We start from the raw sequence: 18,765 nt of genomic DNA, 5'->3' as shown, positions 1-18,765 counted from the left end.
CAAGAGCGGCGCCACGACCCGCTTCGCGCTGCACACCCCGCCCAACGACAGTGGCGGTTCCGGCGTGCGGATCACGCAGATGGTGGTCACGCCGCTGAACGGGACTCATCGAACTGAAGCAGCTGACCCGGGCGCGGGACCGGTGGCCCCCCTTTCGTGGGTCCACAGGACGGTCCGGGGCGCCGGCGGAGAAGCGGGGGTCAAGAGTCATGTCCGCTTCGCCGTGGAGCTTCAGCCGTCTCCCTCTGTGGCTCCGTCGTGGGTGGTCCCGTCCTGACGGACCGGCACGAGGAGGGTGAAGGTGGCCGGGTGGCCGCTGGACAGGGAAAGCCTGCCGCCGAGCGAGATGGCCAGGTCGCGAGCCAGGGCGAGGCCGATCCCCGTTCCTGTGCCGTGGCCGCTGTGACCGCGGTCGAACAGCCTGGCCGCCTCGCCGTGCACGGTGCCTTCGTCACTGACGTCGAAGGCGAGCGCGTTGTCCAGGTCCCGCACTCCGAGGCGGATGGTGCCGCGCCCGTGGACGTGCGCGTTGTCCAGCAGGATGCCGAGGATCTCGGCGAGCGGGGTGCCGGGGACGCGGACGTCGTCCGGTGCGTCATGGAGTTCGCACTCCAGGCGTCGGCCGTCGCGGGCGAGTGTCCCGTGCCAGCGTTCCTGGGTCTCGCGCAGGAGCCGCGGTACGGGCGTGTCCGGGACGGCGGAGTGGGGGAGGCCGCGGGAGCGGGACAGCCGCAGCACCTCCTCGACGGTGCCGTGCAGTCGGCGCGTGGTGGCCAGCGCCGCCCGGAGGGAGTCCCGCAGGCCGCCCTCTTCCGTCTGCTCCAGGCCCGCCTCGATCGTGAGCTGCAGTCCGGTCAGCGGGGTGCGCAGCTGGTGGGAGGCGTTGGTGGTGAAGTCGCGCTCGCGGCGCAGGAGTTCGGTAAGGCTCTGCAGCATCTCGTTGTGGGCGTGAGCGACCTGGTCGATCTCGGCGATGTCGCTGGGGGCGGCCCGGGCTCCGAGGTCGCCGGCGGTGACCGCCCGGCTGTGGCGGGAGAGATCCTCCAGCGGGGCGGCCAGCCGTCGTGCCTGGCGGCGGGCGATCAGGACCGCCACGGTCAGCGCGAGGGTGCACGCGCCCGCGAGGACCGCCCACACGGCGAGGACGCGGGCGCGTACGGCGGCGGCGGGCGAGGAGGCGCGCACGACCCCGATCACCTGCTCGGCGTGGGAGACGGGCACCGCGACGACCAGGTCGTCGCCGGAGTGGCCGCGCACCACCTCGGCCCCGAACGCCCTTCGCACAGCCGTGTCACCGGTGCGGGGGCCGCTGCCCGCCCGGAGCCGCGACTGCCGGTCGTACAGGCCTATGCGTCCGCCGGCCGGGGGTCCCGGGAGCTCCACCGGGTCGCCGGTCGCGTAGTCGGGGCTGACCCGGACGGCACCGGACAGTGCCGCCCGTTCCAGAGAGTCGCGCCGGTCGGCGTACAGGGAGGACCTGATGGCCAGGGCCAGGGGCACGGCGAGGAGGACCACGGCGACCAGGGCGGCGGTGAGGGCGACTCGCACCACGCGCTTTCTCATGCCTTCATCCTGCGGGCACCCGGCCCGTCCGGGCCGGCTGCGCCACTCGCTTTTGCCGTCGTCTAACCGTCGGTGTGCGGGGCGTTAACCGGCCGCCTCCTAGCGTCGGTGCCACGACCGGCCCCCGTCGGTCTCAGGCCTCTCAGGAGGGCAGTGGCCATGACACATGCACGCACGGCGGCAGCAGCCGGTCTGGCGCTGGTCGCGGCGGTGACCGTCGTCGGATGTTCCGGCGGCGGATCGCACGCCGGCGCGGCCTCGACAGGCTCCCCCGTCTCGTCCAGCAGTGGCGGCGGCGGTGGTACGCAGCCGAACCCGGCGCCCACGGAGTCCAATCCGCCGGGCGACATCCCGGACAACCAGGTGTACGTGCCGTTCCGGCCGGCCGGCGGGTTCAGCGGCTTCACGGTGAAGGTGCCCGAGGGCTGGGCACGCACCGAGAAGGGGCCCGCCACGGTGTTCACGGACAAGCTGAACACCGTACGCGTCACCACGGCCACCGCCACGGCCGCGCCCACGGCCGGTTCGGTGACCGGCACGGTCGTACCGCAGCTCAGGTCGCAAGTGGCGAAGTTCGCCCAGCCGAAGGTCTCGGAGGTGAAGCGGCACAGCGGTCGTGTCGTCCTGCTCACCTACCAGGGCGACTCCGCCAAGGACCCGGTCACCGGCAAGGTGGTGCGGGACACCTTCGAGCGCTACGCGTTCTACCGGCAGGGGCACGAGGTGGATCTGACGCTGTCCGGTCCGGTCAACGCCGACAACGTCGACCCGTGGCGGATCGTCAGCGACTCCTTCACGTGGCGGTGAACGCGATGACCGCCGTGCCGTCGTCGGACGACGACGTCCTCACCGCTCGTGACCTGTACCGCTTCTACCGGGCCGGTGAGGAGGAGACCCTCGCGCTGCGCGGCGTGTCGCTGCGCGTGGGGCGGGGCGAGACCGTCGCCGTCGTCGGCCCCTCCGGAGCCGGCAAGTCCACGCTGCTGGCGTGTCTGGCCGGTCTGGACGAGCCGTCCGGCGGCGAGGTCCGGGTGGACGGTGTGCGGATCAGTCACCGGCCGGAGACGGAACGGGCCCGGCTGCGTGCCCGGCACGTCGGCGTCCTCCTGCAGACCCGCAACCTGCTGCCCCACCTGAGCGTGCGCGACAACATCCGCATGGCCCAGCACGCCGTACGAGGCCGTCCCGCCATGGCCGCCGACGCGCTCCTGGAACAGGTGGGGATCGAGCGGCGGGGGCGCGCGCTGCCCCGGCAGCTGTCCGGCGGAGAACTGGCACGCGCCGGGCTCGCCGTGGCGCTCGCGAATTCCCCCGCCGTCCTGCTTGCCGACGAACCGACCGGTGAACTCGACGGAGACACCGAGCAGTTGGTGTTGCGCCTGCTGCGGGACCGGGCCGCCGACGGCAGCGGGGTGCTGATCGTGACGCACAGCGCGGAGGCCGTCCGTATCGCCGACCGGGTGGTCGCGCTGGACGACGGCCGGGCTCAGGAGAAGGACGAGAGGGGGACCGGTCATGCCTTCCGGTGAAGTGCTCGTCGCCTGCCGCGACGCCGCGCTGACCTTCGGGCGGGGCTCGACGGCCATGGTCGCGGTGCACGGCGCCCATCTGGATGTCCGGGCGGGGGACCGACTGGCCGTCGTCGGCCCGTCCGGTTCGGGAAAGTCGTCGCTGCTGCACCTGCTGGCCGGGCTCGAACGCCCCACCAGCGGATCGGTCAGCCGGCCCGGCCTCGACGGGCCGTCCGCCATCGGCCTCGTCTTCCAGGCCGACAGTCTCATCCCGGCACTCGACGTCGCCGAGAACACCGCGCTGCCGCTGGTGCTCGCCGGCCGCACGGAGGCGGAGACCCGCCTGCCGGTCATCGAGGCCCTCGGCCTGGTCGGCGCGGCCGACCTCGCCGACCGCCTGCCCGAGGAGATCTCCGGCGGCCAGGCCCAGCGCGTCGCCGTGGCCCGCGTCCTGGCGCAGGCACCGCGACTGATCCTCGCCGACGAGCCCACCGGCCGACTGGACCACGCCACCGCCGCCCACGTCCTCGACGCCCTGCTGACCGCCGCCGACCGAACGGGCGCGGCTCTCGTCGTCACCACCCACGACCCGGCCGTCGCCGCCCGCCTCACCGTCCGGCGGACCATGCGCGACGGGCGGTTGCTCCCACCGGAGGAAACACCATGATCACCTCGTGGACGAGCGGCCTGGCCCGTCACCGGACCGGGCGCCTCGCGGCCGCCGTGGCCGGGATCGCGCTCGCCGTCGCCCTCGTCGCCGCGCTCGGATCCTTCCTCACCGCCTCCAAGGCCACGATGACGCAGCGCGCGGTGCGCTCGGTGGCCGTCGCCTGGCAGGTCGAGGTGCAGCCCGGCGCCGACCCGAACGCCGTCCTGTCCCTGGTGCGAAAGGCGCCCGGCACCCGCGCCGCCCTGCCGGTCGGATTCGCCCGCACCACCGGCTTCACCGCGCGCGTTCAAGGCAGCACACAGACCACCGGCCCCGGCGTGGTGCTGGGCCTGCCCGCCGGATACCGCGCCCGGTTCCCCGACGAGATCCGTTCCCTCTCCGGGTCTCCCACCGGTGTCCTGCTGGCCCAGCAGACCGCGTCCAACCTGCACGCGGCCCCCGGTGACACCGTCGGCATCCAGCTGCCGAACGTCGGGGTGCGGCAGGTCCGCGTGGACGGCGTCGTCGACCTGCCCCAGGCGGACTCCCTGTTCCAGAAGGCGGGCGCCCCCGCCCAGACCCAGCCGACCGCACCCCCTGACAACGTCGTCCTGCTGCCCGCCGACCGCTTCGCCTCCCTCACCCACGGCGCCCCGGACGTCACCACCCAGATCCACGTCGCCCGCGACGCGGGCCTGCCCTCCGACCCGGCCGCCGCCTTCACCAGCACAACAGGCGCGGCCCACAACCTGGAGGCCAAGTCGGCGGGCGGGGCCCTGGTCGGCGACAACCTGGGCGCCGCCCTCGACTCCGCCCGCCAGGACGCCCTCTACGCCCAGATCCTCTTCCTCTTCCTCGGCGTCCCCGGCGCCCTCCTGGCCGCCGCGCTGACCGCCGCCGTCGCCTCGGCCGGCGGAGAGAGGCGCCGTCAGGAACAGGGCCTGCTGCGGCTGCGCGGACTGAGCCCCCGTCAGATCACCGGTCTCGCCGGCCTGGAGGCCGCTGTGGTCGCCGGCGTGGGCGGACTCGCCGGGCTCGCCATCGCCGCGCTGACCGGACGGCTCGCCTTCGGCACCGTGTCCTTCGGCGCGAGCGCCACGACCTGGGCCCTCTGGTACGGCCTAGCCTTCGTCCTCGGCGCGGCCGTGGCCGCCGGCGCCGTCCTCGTACCCGCCCTGCGCGACCTGCACTCGGTCACCGTCGCCGACACGCGCAAGGAGGCCGGTGTGCGGCGCCGCTCGCCCTGGTGGATGCGCTACGGCGTCGACTTCGCGCTGCTGATCGGCTCCTGGCTGGTCTTCCGGGCCTCCTCCGGCAACCAGTACGCGCTCGTGCTCGCGCCCGAAGGCGTACCTGCCCTCTCCGTGTCGTACTGGGCCTTCCTCGGCCCGGCCCTGCTGTGGATCGGCGCCGCGCTGCTGATGTGGCGTGTGACCCTGCTGGCCCTGGCGCACGGCCGCCCGGCGCTGGCCCGCCTCGCCCGCCCGCTCACGGCGAGCCTCGCGGGAACCACCGCTGCCGTGATGTCCCGACGACGGCGTCCGCTGGCCCGCTCCGTGGTGCTCCTCGCCCTCGCGGTGTCCTTCGCCATCTCCACCGCCGTCTTCAACTCCACCTACCAGCAGCAGGCCGAGGCCGATGCCCGGCTCACCAACGGAGCCGACGTCACGGTCAGCGAGCCGCCCGGCGCCCATGTCCCTCCGGGTGCGGCGAGCAAGCTGCGGGTCCCCGGCGTCCGCCACGTCGAGCCCGTGCAGCACCGCTTCGCCTACGTCGGCTCCGACCTGCAGGACCTCTACGGCGTCCGGCCCGGCACCATCGCACGAGCGACGTCGCTCCAGGACGCCTACTTCGCCGGCGGCACCACCGGCCAGCTCATGCGGCGGCTCGCCCAACGCCCCGACAACCTGCTGGTCAGCGAGGAGACCGTCAAGGATTTCCAGCTCTCTCCCGGCGACACCGTCAACCTCCGTGTCCAGGACGCCCGCACGAAGGCCCTGCGCACGGTGCCGTTCCACTACGCCGGCATCGTCAAGGAATTCCCGACCGCGCCGAAGGACAGCTTCTTCGTCGCCAACGCCGACTACGTGGCGAAGGCGACCGGCAGCGATTCCGTCGGGGCGTTTCTCCTCGACACCGACGGCACCCACCAGAAGCAGATCGCCACGCAGCTGCGTACCCGGCTCGGCACCAGCGCCACCGTCACCGACCTCACCCAGACGCGCGGCACCGTAGGCACCAGCCTCACCTCCGTCGACCTGGCCGGACTCACCCGCATCGAACTCGCCTTCGCCGTGCTGCTCGCCGCCGGGGCCGGAGGACTCGTCCTGGCCCTCGGACTCGCGGAACGCCGACGCACCTTCGCCATCGCCACGGTGCTGGGTGCCAGGAGCGGCCAACTGCGCGGCATGGTCCTCAGCGAGGCCCTGCTGCTCGCCACGGGTGGCCTCGCCGGCGGCGCGCTCATCGGCTGGGCGCTGTCGGAGATGCTGGTCAAGGTCCTCACCGGCGTCTTCGACCCACCACCCGCAAGCCTCGCGGTGCCCGGTACTTACCTGGCCCTGACCGTGAGTGCCGCGGTCGCCGCCATCCTGGCCGCGGCCCTCAACGGCATCCGCAGCGCGGGCCGCCCGGCCGTGGAAGAACTCCGCGACCTGTGACAACCCGGTACGCGGCCGCGGGGCCGCCCGCCCCGACGGCTCCTAGGCTGGAGACCATGCGTGCACCCGCCGTCGACCGCGGCCGCCACCGGGTCCTTGTCGTCGAGGACGACGACACCATCGGCCGTCATCTGCGGACCGGCCTGTTCAGCAACGACTACGCCGCCACCTGGTGCCGCACCGGAGCGGCCGCGCTGGCCGAGGCCGCGCGGTCCCGGTACGACGTGCTGCTCCTCGACCTCGGCCTGCCCGACATGGACGGCCTGGACATCGCCCGCACCCTGCGCGCCGGCCACCCCCACCTGCTGATCGTCATCCTCACCGCCCGCACCGACGACATCGACGTCATCGCCGGCCTCGACGCCGGAGCCGACGACTACCTCGTCAAACCCTTCAGCCTCAGCGTTCTCCTCGCCCGCCTCCGCGCACACCTGCGCCGCCGGACCGTCGCCTCCCCGCCGCAGGACCCCATCCGCCTCGGCGACCTCGTCCTCGACACCACCGCCCGCCGCTGTCTCCTGAACGACGAGGAACTCCGTCTCCGCCCCAAGGAGTTCGACCTGCTCGCCGTCCTCGCCCAGCGCACCGGCGAGGCCGTTTCGCGCGAAACCCTGATGTCCGAGGTCTGGGACGAGAACTGGTTCGGATCCACCAAGACCCTCGACGTCACCATGGCGGCCCTGCGACGACGCCTCGCCGAGGCAGCGGCCGGATCACCCCCGTCGGCCCTCCTGCCCCGCATCACCACGCTGCGGGGACACGGATACCGCCTGGAGTGCTGAGAGCGGGCCACGGTGCCTGGAAGGGGACCGCGACCGCGGTGGCGACGAGCGGCACGCGCCACGAGGAGAGCGAAGGACCGGACGCGGCCGGATCGGGAGGCCCGCCCGAGCGAGAGGTGCGCGACGCGTCCTCCGCCGGAGCGAGGCGTGGCCGCGGCGGGGCCGGGAGGCACAGCTCGCTTCACCCCCGCGTCGGGACGACCGGGGCAGGGAAGACCAGGGATGTGGGTCAGCTCCCGAGGAGTCCGCTGCCGAACCAGTCCCGGCCGTCGCGGACTCCGGGCAGAGCGAAGAAGTAGCCGCCGCCGGTCGGGGAGATGTAGTCGACGAGCGGTTCGTCGATCAGGCGCTCCTGGGTCGCCTCGAACTGTCGCTTGATGTCCTGCTGGTAACTGCAGAAGGCGAGGCCCATGTCGAGGTTGCCGACGTTGTCGATGCCGCGGTCGTAGTTGTACCCGCGGCGCAGGATGCGGGTGTTGTCCGTCTGCGGCGTGCGGGGGTTGGCCAGGCGTATATGGGCGTCCAGCGGAATCGCGTTGCCGTGCGGGTCCTTGGCGTAGTGGGGGATGTCGGTCTCGGTCGCGCCGTCCAGCGGGGCGCCGGTGTCCTTGCGGCGGCCGAACATCTTCTCCTGTTCGGTCAGCGAGACCCGGTCCCAGAACTCGACGAGCATACGGATGACACGGATCACCTGGTAGCTGCCGCCGCGCGTCCAGGAGGGCTCGCCGGCGTCGTCGCCCACCCAGATGAGACGGTTGGTCTCACGGGCCGAGGCGACGTCGGGATTGGCGATGCCGTCCTTGAAACCGAGCAGGTTGCGCTGGGCTCCGGTGGGGCGGGGCGTGTTCTGGAAGCCGTCGATGCGCCACTTGATCTGCATGGCGCCGCGGGTGTGCCTGGCGATGTCGCGCAGCGCGTGCAGGACGGTGTCCTGACGGTTGGCGCAGATCTGCAGGGACAGGTCGCCGTGGCACTCGGCGGGCTTGAGGTTGTCGTTGGGGAAGGTCCGCATGGGGGTGAGACGGCGGGGCTTCTCCTTGGCGAGGCCGTAGCGGGCGTCGAAGAGGGACGCGCCGACGCCGACCGTGACGGTGAGGCCGTCGGCCGGGACGGTCGGGCCGAGAATGCCGCTGTCGGAGGGCGGGGCGCCGACACCGAGGTCGGTGGGGGTGCCGCCGGAGGTGAGGAAGCGGGCCCGGCCGGTGATCGTCTTCATGAGGTCGGCCAGTTCCTGGCGGTTGTCGGCGATGACGTCCAGGGAGACGAAGGCGGCGGCGGCCGGAGCGGGGGTGATGATGCCGGCCTGATGGGTGCCGTGGAAGGGCACCTCGGCGGCGTTCTGCGGTTGCGTGGCGGCCTGCGCGGTGCCGCCGCTCCTGGCGAGCGCGAGGCCGCCGCCGGCCAGGACCGCTCCGGCGGCTCCCGCGCCGAGGGCCGTCTTCACGAAGGAGCGACGGCCGGCACCGGCTGGGCAACTGCCTTGCGGGGCAGGGGGTTCGGCGGACGGCATGGGGGTGTTCCCTTCGGTGTGTGCGGGGTCGTCGCTCGGTCGGTGTGCGGTGGTCATCAGGCGGACTTCCGGATCTCCAGCAGGTCCGGGACCGGGGCGAGGTCCTCGAGGAGCCGGCCGGTGGCTCCGTCGACGCGGGCGCGGGCGGCCTCGTCGAGTTGTCCGACGGGGGTCCAGGAACTGCCGTGGTGGGCGGCGTCGAGGAGCTTCTGCAGACGGGCCATGTCCGCCTCGACCGTCGGCAGCAGCTCCGTGGAGCGGGCGGCCAGCAGCGGCTTCAGTACGGTGATCAGCTCGCGGGTGCCGGCGAGGTTGGCGTCGGCGGTCGCGAGGCCGGTGCCGCTGCCCTCGTCCGTGTCGCCGGTCAGCTCGAACTGCAGGGTGTTCTCGAGGATCTCGTGGGAGCGCAGCGGCAGGTCGGACGGGGCGAAGTCCTGGTGCGGGAAGGCGTTCCGCAACCCTGCGGCGTCGGCCGCCAGCTGCCGGCCCGGGGCCGTGAGGGAGGCCGCGGACTCGCCGTGCCACAGGCCGTACTCGACGCGGAGGAAGCCGGTGAAGTCCTTGTCGTGCACGCCGCCGGGCAGGCCGTCCGCCCTGCCGTCGATCTTCTGGTCGTAGTTCTCGAAGGTGCCGTAGGCGGCACCGAGGGAGGTGTAGGTGCGGTGGGCGGTGAGCCAGTCGGCGCGGGCCCGGCCGAGGTGGTCGTGCCTGATGTCGTCGGCGAGGGTGCGGGTCTGGGCCACGAGAGTGGTCAGGCCCTTGTCGACGTACGCCCGGTACTGCGCGAGGGGGCCGGCGAGTTCGTGCTCGGAGAGCGGTATGACCGCCTTGGACCCCCGTCCGCCGCTGACGCGGACGCTCTTGGAGGTGACCGCGCCGCCGCCGGTGGGCACGCACCGCCACGCGTAGGTGCCGCCGTCGACGGTGGCGACCAGGGCACGGGTGGTACCGGGGGCCAGGCCCTCGATCTCGCCGTAGACGGCGTTCGTGGCCGGGTCGACGAGGTACACCTCGGAGGTCTTGTCGCCGGTGTTGTGCATCTGGAACGTCTGCCGTCCGGGCTTCGGCGCGGTGAAGCCCTTGCCGCACTCCTTCGCCGAGACGGCGACGGGCTGGGCGGTGGCCGGCTTGGGGCGGCCGAGGGCGACGGCGAGGCCCGCCAGGAGCGCGGGGACGGTGACGACGGCGACGGGGACCGCCCAGGCGGGGCGGCGCCGGGCGGGCGTCCGGGTGTCCGGGGCGGGTGTCGTCTCTCCGGGGGCGGTCTTCGGCGCCGTGACGCGTACGCCGCGGACGAACAGCGTCATCACCACGGTGAGGTAGCCGACGTAGCCGACGACCTGGAGCCAGGTCATGGTCGGCGTCAGGTTGAACACGCCCTGCACCAGGGTGCTGTACCAGGAGCCGGCGTCGACGCTGCCGCTCAGATCGACGGCGTAGGCCGCCTTGCCGGGCAGGACTCCGCCTTCCTGGAGGTCGCGCAGGCCGTAGCCGAGGACGCCGGCCGCGATGACGATCAGGACCGCGCCGGTCGCGGTGAAGAACTTCGTCAGGTTGATCTTCAGGACCCGTCGGTACAGACCCCAGCACAGGACGGCCGACAGGACGAGGCCGACAGCGGCGCCGGTGAGGGGACCCGCGGATCCGCCGGCTGCCTGGGCGGTGGTCCACAGGAACAGCGCGGTCTCCAGGCCCTCCCGGCCCACAGCGAGGAAGGAGGTGAGGATCAGGACGCCCGCGCCCATGCTGAGCGCCCCGGTGACCTTCTCCTTGATCTCCCCGGACAGGCTGCGGGCCGAGCGGCGCATCCAGAACACCATCGCGGTGACGAACGCGACCGCGATCAGGCTCAACGTGCCGCCGAAGGTCTCCTGGGCGGTCGCCGACAAGGAAGCGGCGGTGAAGGTCAGGACCGCGCCGAAGCTCATGGCGAGCGCGATCGCCGCGAGCACCCCGGTCCACACCTGCGGAAGCCGGGAGCGTGCGTCGGCCTTCGCGAGGGTCGCGACGAGGATGGAGACGATGAGTCCGCCTTCGAGCCCTTCCCGGAGTCCGATCAGGAAACTCGGAAACGTGTCATCCCACATGCGCCCTCCCCAGGCCTGCGCCACGGACACGGTTCCTTAGCGTAGGCATACCTAACTACAACGCTGACCATCATGACTACAGCTGTGTAGTCAGTCGGTCATGGGGCGGTAATACCGAGGTAAAACCCTCAGGTGCGGACCGTCGGAGTGACGGTGATCACGGGCAGGCCCGGCCGCACGCCTCCTTCGCGAGGCCCAGTCGCACATCTCCGCCGTCAGCCCCTGTGGCCCCCGCCGTCACACACCCCCACCACCCGCCCACGCGAACGCGGGCCGCGACCGTACTGTTCATCACGTCGGCGTGCACGCACACAGTGAAGGGGTTGGCATGAGGCTCACGATTCTTGGCGGTGGGGGATTCCGCGTGCCCCTCGTGTACGGGGCGCTGCTCGCGGACCACGCGCCCGGTCGCGTCACCCATGTCACCCTGTACGACCTCGACGCGGATCGGCTCGCGGCCGTCGCCGGGGTTCTTGCCGAGCAGGCCGCCGGTGTTCCGGACGCGCCCGCCGTGCACGCCACCACCGACCTCGACGAGGCGCTGCCCGGTGCCGACTTCGTGTTCTCGGCCATCCGCGTCGGCGGCCTCGCCGGCCGGGCCGCCGACGAACGCGTCGCGCTCGCCGAAGGGGTGCTCGGGCAGGAGACCGTCGGCGCCGGCGGCATCGCGTACGGGCTGCGGACCGTGCCCGTCGCCGTCGACATCGCGCGCCGCGTCAAGGAACTCGCCCCCGACGCCTGGGTCATCAACTTCACCAACCCGGCGGGGCTCGTCACCGAGGCCATGTCGCGCCACCTCGGCGACCGCGTCATCGGCATCTGCGACTCACCCGTCGGCCTCGGCCGCCGCGTCGCGCGCGTCCTCGGCGCCGACCCCGACCGGGCCTGGATCGACTACGTAGGCCTCAATCACCTCGGCTGGCTGCGCGGTCTGAAGGTCGACGGCCGCGACCAACTCCCGCGCCTGCTCGCCGACGAGAAGCTGCTCGGCTCCTTCGAGGAGGGCCGGCTCTTCGGCGCCGACTGGCTCCAGTCGCTCGGCGCGATCCCGAACGAGTACCTCCACTACTACTACTTCAACCGCGAGACCGTCCGCGCCTACCAGGAAGCCGAACGCACCCGCGGCGCGTTCCTCCTCGACCAGCAGGCCGCCTTCTACGCCGACCCGTCGTACGAGAGCTGGGACGCGACGCGCGCCGAGCGCGAGGCGACGTACATGGCCCACAACCGCGAGGCGTCCGGCGCGGGCGAGCGTGACGCGGCCGACCTGGAGGAGTCGGGCGGTTACGAGCACGTGGCGCTCGCCCTGATGCGCGCCATCGCCCGTGACGAACGCGCGACGCTGATCCTCAACGTGCGCGGGCGCGGCGCCCTGCCCTCCCTCGACGACGACGCCGTGGTCGAGATCCCCTGCCTCGTCGACGCGAACGGTGCGCACCCGGTGAGCGTGTCCCCGCTGACGGGTCACGCCGCCGGGCTTGTCTCGTCGGTCAAGGCCGTGGAGCGCGAGGTGCTCGCGGCGGCGGAGAGCGGCTCGCGCGCCGCAGCCGTCAAGGCGTTCGCGCTGCACCCGCTCGTCGACTCGGTGACGGTGGCCCGCCGGCTCCTCGACGGTTACAAGGACGCCCACCCCGGACTTGCTTACCTGACCTGCAAGTAGCCGACAGGTAGGTGTTTCTGACGCGAGGCCTGAACTTTGCCGTACGTGGCAGTAACTTCTCTTCCCTCCGCCGGATCCTCTTGGAAAACTCTGATCGCTTCTGTCCCCACACTTCCAAGAGGCCCCACCCATGCCTGAACTCAACCGGCGGCGCTTCCTCCAGATAGCGGGCGCGACCGCGGGCTTCACCGCCCTGTCCAACAGCATCGACCGGGCCGCGGCCATCCCCGCGGCCCGCGTCAAGGGCACCGTCCAGGACATCGAGCACATCGTCGTCCTGATGCAGGAGAACCGGTCCTTCGACCACTACTTCGGCACGATGAAGGGCGTCCGCGGCTTCGGCGACCCGCGCCCGGTGACCCTCCCCAGCGGCAAGCCCGTGTGGAACCAGTCGAACGGCTTCACCGAGGTCCTGCCCTACCACCCGGACGCGGCGGACCTCGGAATGCAGTTCATCGCGGGCCTCGACCACGACTGGGCCGGCGGGCACAGCGCGTTCAACAAGGGCAAGTACGACAACTGGCTGCTCGCCAAGGGCAACGGCACGATGGCGCACCTGACGCGCCAGGACATCCCGTTCCACTACGCGCTCGCCGACAAGTTCACGGTGTGCGACGACTACCACTGCTCGTTCCTGGGCGCCACCGACCCGAACCGCTACTACATGCTGACGGGCCACGTCGGCAACGACGGCACCGGCGGCGGCCCGGTCCTCGGCAACCAGGAGGCGGGCTACGGCTGGACCACCTACGCCGAACGCCTTGAGAAGGCGGGGGTCTCCTGGAAGGTCTACCAGGACATCGGCAACGGCCTCGACGCCGCCGGCGGCTGGGGCTGGATCGACGACGCCTACCGCGGCAACTACGGCGACAACTCGCTCCTCTACTTCAACAGCTACCGGGGCGCCAAGCCCGGCGACCCCCTCTACGAGAAGGCCCGCACCGGCACGAACGCCAAGAACGGCGACGGCTACTTCGACATCCTCAAGGCCGACGTCAAGGCGGGCACGCTCCCGCAGATCTCCTGGATCGCCGCGCCCGAGGCCTTCTCCGAACACCCCAACTGGCCCGCGAACTACGGTGCTTGGTACATCTCGCAGGTCCTGGACGCCCTCACCTCCAACCCGGACGTGTGGAGCAAGACCGCCCTCTTCGTCACCTACGACGAGAACGACGGCTACTTCGACCACGTCGTGCCGCCCTACGTCCCGGGCTCCGCGAGCCAGGGCCTGTCCACGGCCGACACGAGCCTCGACTACTTCAAGGGCAACATCAGCTACGCGCCCGGACCGTACGGCCTCGGCGTGCGCGTCCCGATGATCGTGGTCTCGCCCTGGTCGACCGGCGGCTACGTCTGCTCGGAGACCCTGGACCACACCTCGATCCTGCGTTTCATGGAGAAGCGCTTCGGGGTCAAGGAGACCAACATCTCGCCGTGGCGCCGCGCCATCTGCGGCGACCTGTCCTCCGCGTTCGACTTCTCCCTCACGGACGACGCCCCGGCCCGCCTGCCCAGCACGGCCGGCTACGTCCCGCCGGACCGCGCCCGGCACGCCAGTTACGTGCCCAAGCCGCCCGCCAACCCGGCCCTGCCCCGGCAGGAATCCGGCTCCCGGCCCACCCGCCCGCTGCCCTACGCGCCGTACGTCGACGGGACGTCCTCGCCGTCGACCGGCAAGTTCACGCTCACCTTCAGCGGCGGCCCCTCGGCGGGCGCGGCCTTCCAGGTGCGCTCGCAGAACCGGGCCGACGGCCCCTGGACGTACTCCACCGAGGCCGGCAAGTCGATCGCGGACACCTGGAACTCCGCCTACTCCGGCGGGAAGTACGACCTGACGGTCCACGGCCCGAACGGGTTCCTGCGCGCCTTCAAGGGGAACAACAAGGCGTCCGAGCCGGAGCTGACCGCCCGCCACGACGCGAGCACGGGCAACCTCACGCTCACGTTCACGAACTACACCGCCGCCGACGTCCACCTCACGGTCGCCAACGCCTACGGCGGACAGCCGCAGACGTACACGGTGCGGGCCGGAGCCACCGTCACGCAGACGGTGGACCTGCGCGCCACGAAGCGCTGGTACGACCTGAAGGTCACCTCCGACACCGACTCGGCGTACCTGCGGCGCCTCGCGGGACACGTCGAGAACGGCCAGACGGGTGTGAGTGACCCGGCGATTCTGACCGTCTGATTCCGTGTCGGTTTGTGCGTCGCCGCCCGTTTCCTCCGGGTCCGGGTGGCGGCGTACATCACAACTGTCCGGGCTGGTTCCGTTCAGGGGGTGGCGCGATAGTGTGCCCCGGTGACGACGCATTCGAACACCCCTGCAGGCTGGTACCCGGACCCCCAGGGCACGCCCCAGACCCTCCGGTGGTGGGACGGCTCCCAGTGGACCGAGCACACCAGCCCCGTGCCGCAGCAGGGCGGGCAGCAGGTGCCGCACCAGGCGCAGCAGCCGGTGCAGCAGCCCGCGCAGCAGGCGGCCCAGGGCCAGTTCGGTCAGCAGCCGGCACAGCAGGCACAGCCGGCGCAGCAGTACGGGCAGCAGCAGCCCCAGCAGCACGTACAGCAGCCGCAGCAGCAAGCGCATCAGCCTCAGCAGCACGCCGCCGGCCAGTACGGCTACGGGCAGCAGGCCGCCGCCCCGCAGCAGGCCGCGCCCCAGCACCCGAATCAGGCCAAGGTGCAGCGTCAGGTGCAGCACCAGGCCGGGGTCGCGCCCACCGCGCAGGGGGGCGGCAGCCTCTTCACCGAGCCGGTCCTGGTGGTGAACCAGAAGGCCAAGCTGATCGAGCTGACGAACGAGTACACCGTCATGGACCAGCACGGCACCCAGATCGGTTCCGTCGTCCAGGTCGGCCAGAGCACGCTGAAGAAAGTCGCGCGCTTCGTCTCCAGCCTCGACCAGTTCATGACGCACAAGCTGGAGATCCGTGACGCGTACGGGCAGCCCCAGCTCGTCATGACGCGGCCCGCGAAGATCATGAAGTCGCGCGTCGTCGTGGAGCGCCCGGACGGCTCGCCGGTCGGCGAGATCGTCCAGCAGAACATGATCGGCAAGATCAACTTCGCGATGAACGTGAACGGCCAGCAGGTCGGCGCGATCAAGGCCGAGAACTGGCGGGCCTGGAATTTCTCGATCGTCGACCACGCCGACAACGAGGTCGCCCGCATCACGAAGACGTGGGAGGGACTCGCCAAGACGATGTTCACGACCGCGGACAACTACGTCCTCCAGATCCACTACCAGCTGCCCGAGCCGCTCCTGAGCCTCGTCGTGGCGACCGCGCTGACGGTCGACACGGCGCTCAAGCAGGACTCGCGCGGCTGGGGCTGACAGGCCCGGTTTCATACGACGAGGACCCGGCCCCATGGGGTGGCCGGGTCCTCGTTGCGTTGTCGCGTGGACCGTCAGGACGCCCGGAGCGCCGCCGGGGCGGGTTCGGGCTGCGCCGGGACCGACGGAAGCACGACCCTGAGAGGGGCGGGCTCCGGTGCCGGTGCCGGGCTTTCCGGCTGCTGCGGGGCGGGCACGTCCTCCGGCGACGTACGCGTGAGGAGCAGTACCCCTCGGGCCGCGAGCGTCGCCCCCGCCGCCGCGAGAAGCATCCCCGCGATCCCGCCCTGGAGCCGTTCGCCGAGCAGCGTCACGCCGATGATCGCCGCGGCGACCGGGTTGGACAGGGTGACCATCGCGAGCGGGGCGCCGAGGCCGCCGCGGTACGCGGTCTGCGACAGGAGGAGGCCACCCGCCGCGAACGCCGCGATCAGCAGCGCCACCACGATGACCTTCACGCTGAGCAGCGGTCCCGACCGGTCGGTGACGGCGACGGTCACGGTCTGGGTGAGCGCCGACGCGACACCCGACGCGACCCCGGAAGCCGTCGCGTGCCGCAGTCCGGGCTTGGCCCCGCGCCGCGACAGTACGCCGATCAGCGCGGCCGTCGTACCGGCGACGGCGAGTGCCTCGGGGATGCTGAGCGTGTCGTCGGGCGCGGGGCCCGAGGCCGTGACCAGGAGCGCGCCGAGCCCGAGGAGGGTCAGCGCGGTGCCGCGCCACTCGACGCCGGTGACCTGCCGCCCGGCCATACGTGCCCCCAGCGGCACGGCCGCGACCAGGGTCAGCGCGCCGAGCGGCTGCACGAGGGTGAGCGGCCCGTACTTGAGCGCAGCTACGTGGAGCAGCGCGGCGGACGCGTTGAGCAGGACGGAACCCCACCAGGCGCCGGTGCCGAGCAGGCGCACGAGGCTGGCGTCGGTGTGTGCGGTACGGGCGGCGAGCCGTTCCTGGGCGACGGCGGCGGCCGCGTAGGCGACCGACGAGACGAGGGAGAGGGCGACGGCGACAAGGGTGGCGTTCACCGGTGTCCTCCTGCCGCCGCGAGGGCCGTACGCGCGGTACGTGCCGTACCTGTCATGTCTGCCGGGACCGGCGGGGCGGCCACGGCCGACGCCGATCCTCTGGTCACCGACACCGGGAAGCGGGCGATGACCTCGGACGCGGAGAGCGAGCCACGCGGATGGGCCGGGGCCCACGGGACGGACAGTGCCGCCCCCGAGGTCCCGGCCGCCCCCATGGTCCCCGCCGTCGCCGCACGCGAGGTCGCGACGCGCTGGGCGGGGAGGACGTGACGCAGGGGTGTCTGTCCGGACTCCGGGGCGGGCGCGGCGGCGGGCAGCCGGATCGCGGTGAGTGCGATGCCGAGGAGGGCCGTCGCGACGATCGTGTCCAGCCAGTAGTGGTTCGCCGTGCCGACGACCACGAGAAGGGTGAGCAAGGGGTGCAGGAGCCACAGCCACCGCCACCGCGAGCGGGTCGCCGCGATCAGGCCGACGGCCACCATGAGGGCCCAGCCGAAGTGCAGTGAGGGCATCGCGGCGAACTGGTTCGCCATCGAGTCGGTCTCCGGTGTCGCCGCGTAGACGCTCGGCCCGTACACCTGCGCGGTGTCCACGAGGTGGGCCGCGTCCAGCATCCGCGGCGGGGCCAGCGGGAACGTGAGGTGCAGCACGAGGGCGGCCGCGGTGAGCGCGGCCAGTATTCGCCGCGTCCATATGTAATGCCCTGGCCTGCGCAGATACAGCCAGATCAGAAAGGCGGCCGTCGCCGGGAAGTGCACCGTCGCGTAGTAGGTGTTCGCGAGGTGGACGAGGCCCTCGCTGTGCAGCAGCGCGTGCTGCACGGCTCCCTCGCCCGGCAGATGGACGGTGCGTTCGAGGTCCCACACGCGGTGCGCGTTGTGGAACGCCTCGCCGGTGTGGCCGTTGGCGAGTTGCCGGCCGGACTTGTACACGAGGAACAGTCCGGCGACCAGCAGGAGCTCCCGGACCAGGGGCGGGCGGGCGACGGCGCCGGACCGGTGTCCGGCGGCGTCCGTCTCGCGGCCGGCTGTGTCCGGCTCCGGTTCGGCAGGCTCGGTGAGGGCATTCATCCCCCGGCCCCTTTTCATGACGACTTGGTGGTGCGGTGTTGCGGGAGATGAGCGCGGGGTGAACCAGGCTCATCGATACGCCAGTGTACCGAAACGCTGGCGTACCGGTACACTGGCGTATCGATAGTGAGTATCGCGAGGAGACAGAGCCATGACGTCCCAGGAGCAGGCAGGCACAACAGTGACCACTTCGCGCCGCTCCAAGATCACGCCCGAGCGCGAGCAGGAGTTCTTCGACGCGGTCCTCGACCAGCTCCGCGAGAACGGCTACGAGGCGCTCACCATGGAGGGCGTCGCCACCCGCGCGTCCTGCAGCAAGTCCACGCTCTACCGGCAGTGGAAGACGAAGCCCCAGCTCGTGGCCGCCGCACTGCGGTCGGGGCGCTGTGTGAAGTTCGCCAACGTCGACACGGGCAGCCTCGCCGGTGACCTGCGCTCGGCCGCCCGCGCGGCGGCGCAGCAGGCGGGGCGTGACACCCAGCTCGTGCAGGCCCTCGGCCACGCGGTCCTCAACGACGAGGAACTGCAGGCGGCGCTGCGCGAGGCGCTGATCGAGCCCGAGGTCGTCGCGCTCGGCGCGATGGTCGAGAGGGCCGTGGCGCGCGGCGAGGTCGCGGCGGACCACCCGGCCCTGGAGTTCCTCGCCGCACAGCTACTCGGGGTGCTGCGCATCCGCCCGGTCCTCGAAGGCCGGTACGCGGACGCGGACTACCTCACCCGCTTCGTGGAGGCCGTGGTGCTGCCCGCACTCGGCCTCGGCGAAGCCCCCTGAATGGGAGACCGCCGTCCGTAGGGATGACCGGACGGCGGTCTGCCCGCGCCGCACCGTGGGGACGGGAGCGGCGCGCACCCTGGGGCCGGGCGGATTCCTCCTTTGAGCGGAGAGGGATCGGCCCGGCCCGTCGGGTCATCTG

Annotated in this window: 14 protein-coding genes; 9 read left to right on the top strand and 5 right to left on the bottom strand. The window is 72.1% G+C overall.

Annotated features, from left to right (window positions below):
• Positions 1-231: 231 nt before the first annotated feature.
• Positions 232-1,563 carry a HAMP domain-containing sensor histidine kinase gene (locus tag ABZ893_RS03470; protein ID WP_361395945.1) on the bottom strand — a complete coding sequence of 444 codons (1,332 nt, stop codon included), beginning with the start codon at positions 1,561-1,563 and terminating at the stop codon, positions 232-234.
• 159 nt (positions 1,564-1,722) lie between these two features.
• Here ABZ893_RS03470 and ABZ893_RS03465 point away from each other — a divergent pair, with 159 nt between their 5' ends.
• From ABZ893_RS03465 to ABZ893_RS03445, 5 genes are read left to right on the top strand one after another with little or no spacing between them, the layout of a single operon-like run.
• Positions 1,723-2,370: a hypothetical protein gene (locus ABZ893_RS03465; RefSeq protein WP_361395942.1), complete on the top strand. Its 648-nt coding sequence runs from the start codon at positions 1,723-1,725 to the stop codon at positions 2,368-2,370.
• A 5-nt stretch (positions 2,371-2,375) separates the two neighbouring features.
• Positions 2,376-3,092 carry an ABC transporter ATP-binding protein gene (locus ABZ893_RS03460; protein ID WP_361396126.1) on the top strand — a complete coding sequence of 239 codons (717 nt, stop codon included), beginning with the start codon at positions 2,376-2,378 and terminating at the stop codon, positions 3,090-3,092.
• A complete protein-coding gene (locus tag ABZ893_RS03455; RefSeq protein WP_361395940.1) occupies positions 3,079-3,741 on the top strand; it encodes an ATP-binding cassette domain-containing protein in 663 nt (220 codons plus the stop codon). The genes ABZ893_RS03460 and ABZ893_RS03455 overlap by 14 nt, the downstream gene beginning before the upstream one ends.
• Positions 3,738-6,383: an ABC transporter permease gene (locus tag ABZ893_RS03450; protein ID WP_361395937.1), complete on the top strand. Its 2,646-nt coding sequence runs from the start codon at positions 3,738-3,740 to the stop codon at positions 6,381-6,383. The genes ABZ893_RS03455 and ABZ893_RS03450 overlap by 4 nt, the downstream gene beginning before the upstream one ends.
• A gap of 56 nt (positions 6,384-6,439) precedes the next feature.
• Positions 6,440-7,165, top strand: coding sequence for a response regulator transcription factor (locus tag ABZ893_RS03445; protein WP_361395935.1), 726 nt, complete (start codon positions 6,440-6,442; stop codon positions 7,163-7,165).
• Positions 7,166-7,394: 229 nt separating this feature from the next.
• Here the strand turns inward: ABZ893_RS03445 and efeB are convergent, their stop codons facing one another.
• Positions 7,395-8,675, bottom strand: coding sequence for an iron uptake transporter deferrochelatase/peroxidase subunit (efeB, locus tag ABZ893_RS03440; protein WP_361396123.1), 1,281 nt, complete (start codon positions 8,673-8,675; stop codon positions 7,395-7,397).
• Positions 8,676-8,731: 56 nt separating this feature from the next.
• Complete coding sequence (gene efeU / locus ABZ893_RS03435) at positions 8,732-10,762, bottom strand: iron uptake transporter permease EfeU (protein ID WP_361395932.1); 2,031 nt, start codon at positions 10,760-10,762, stop codon at positions 8,732-8,734.
• A gap of 328 nt (positions 10,763-11,090) precedes the next feature.
• On the opposite strand from efeU, the gene ABZ893_RS03430 reads away from it, so the two are divergent.
• The 3 genes from ABZ893_RS03430 to ABZ893_RS03420 all read left to right on the top strand — a co-directional run bounded on the left by ABZ893_RS03430 (position 11,091) and on the right by ABZ893_RS03420 (position 15,756).
• The gene (locus ABZ893_RS03430) at positions 11,091-12,422 is read left to right on the top strand and encodes a 6-phospho-beta-glucosidase (protein WP_361395929.1); all 1,332 of its coding nucleotides are present in this window, start codon (positions 11,091-11,093) and stop codon (positions 12,420-12,422) included.
• A gap of 130 nt (positions 12,423-12,552) precedes the next feature.
• A complete protein-coding gene (locus ABZ893_RS03425) occupies positions 12,553-14,610 on the top strand; it encodes a phosphocholine-specific phospholipase C (protein ID WP_361395926.1) in 2,058 nt (685 codons plus the stop codon).
• Positions 14,611-14,721: 111 nt separating this feature from the next.
• Positions 14,722-15,756: a phospholipid scramblase-related protein gene (locus tag ABZ893_RS03420; protein ID WP_361395924.1), complete on the top strand. Its 1,035-nt coding sequence runs from the start codon at positions 14,722-14,724 to the stop codon at positions 15,754-15,756.
• 74 nt (positions 15,757-15,830) lie between these two features.
• Here ABZ893_RS03420 and ABZ893_RS03415 read toward each other — a convergent pair whose 3' ends face one another.
• Positions 15,831-16,781, bottom strand: coding sequence for a hypothetical protein (locus ABZ893_RS03415; protein WP_361395921.1), 951 nt, complete (start codon positions 16,779-16,781; stop codon positions 15,831-15,833).
• Positions 16,778-17,851: a phosphatase PAP2 family protein gene (locus ABZ893_RS03410; RefSeq protein ID WP_361395919.1), complete on the bottom strand. Its 1,074-nt coding sequence runs from the start codon at positions 17,849-17,851 to the stop codon at positions 16,778-16,780. The genes ABZ893_RS03415 and ABZ893_RS03410 overlap by 4 nt, the downstream gene beginning before the upstream one ends.
• Positions 17,852-18,002: 151 nt before the next feature.
• On the opposite strand from ABZ893_RS03410, the gene ABZ893_RS03405 reads away from it, so the two are divergent.
• Positions 18,003-18,623 (top strand): TetR/AcrR family transcriptional regulator, encoded by a 621-nt coding sequence (locus tag ABZ893_RS03405; RefSeq protein ID WP_361395916.1) that lies wholly within the window; start codon positions 18,003-18,005, stop codon positions 18,621-18,623.
• Positions 18,624-18,765: the final 142 nt, after the last annotated feature.

The sequence above is a fragment of the Streptomyces sp. NPDC046821 genome (assembly GCF_040645335.1).
Lineage (GTDB): Bacteria > Actinomycetota > Actinomycetes > Streptomycetales > Streptomycetaceae > Streptomyces.
This window is presented reverse-complemented; position numbering and strand designations above follow the sequence as displayed.

Excerpts from the sequence above, each read along its gene's own strand:
- ABZ893_RS03455 (WP_361395940.1), top strand. The coding sequence starts at position 3,079 with ATGCCTTCCGGTGAAGTGCTCGTCGCCTGCCGCGACGCCGCGCTGACC.
- ABZ893_RS03425 (WP_361395926.1), top strand. The coding sequence starts at position 12,553 with ATGCCTGAACTCAACCGGCGGCGCTTCCTCCAGATAGCGGGCGCGACC.
- ABZ893_RS03470 (WP_361395945.1), bottom strand. The coding sequence starts at position 1,563 with ATGAGAAAGCGCGTGGTGCGAGTCGCCCTCACCGCCGCCCTGGTCGCC.
- ABZ893_RS03445 (WP_361395935.1), top strand. The coding sequence starts at position 6,440 with ATGCGTGCACCCGCCGTCGACCGCGGCCGCCACCGGGTCCTTGTCGTC.
- ABZ893_RS03465 (WP_361395942.1), top strand. The coding sequence starts at position 1,723 with ATGACACATGCACGCACGGCGGCAGCAGCCGGTCTGGCGCTGGTCGCG.
- ABZ893_RS03405 (WP_361395916.1), top strand. The coding sequence starts at position 18,003 with ATGACGTCCCAGGAGCAGGCAGGCACAACAGTGACCACTTCGCGCCGC.
- ABZ893_RS03450 (WP_361395937.1), top strand. The coding sequence starts at position 3,738 with ATGATCACCTCGTGGACGAGCGGCCTGGCCCGTCACCGGACCGGGCGC.
- ABZ893_RS03430 (WP_361395929.1), top strand. The coding sequence starts at position 11,091 with ATGAGGCTCACGATTCTTGGCGGTGGGGGATTCCGCGTGCCCCTCGTG.
- efeU (WP_361395932.1), bottom strand. The coding sequence starts at position 10,762 with ATGTGGGATGACACGTTTCCGAGTTTCCTGATCGGACTCCGGGAAGGG.
- ABZ893_RS03410 (WP_361395919.1), bottom strand. The coding sequence starts at position 17,851 with ATGAATGCCCTCACCGAGCCTGCCGAACCGGAGCCGGACACAGCCGGC.
- efeB (WP_361396123.1), bottom strand. The coding sequence starts at position 8,675 with ATGCCGTCCGCCGAACCCCCTGCCCCGCAAGGCAGTTGCCCAGCCGGT.
- ABZ893_RS03460 (WP_361396126.1), top strand. The coding sequence starts at position 2,376 with ATGACCGCCGTGCCGTCGTCGGACGACGACGTCCTCACCGCTCGTGAC.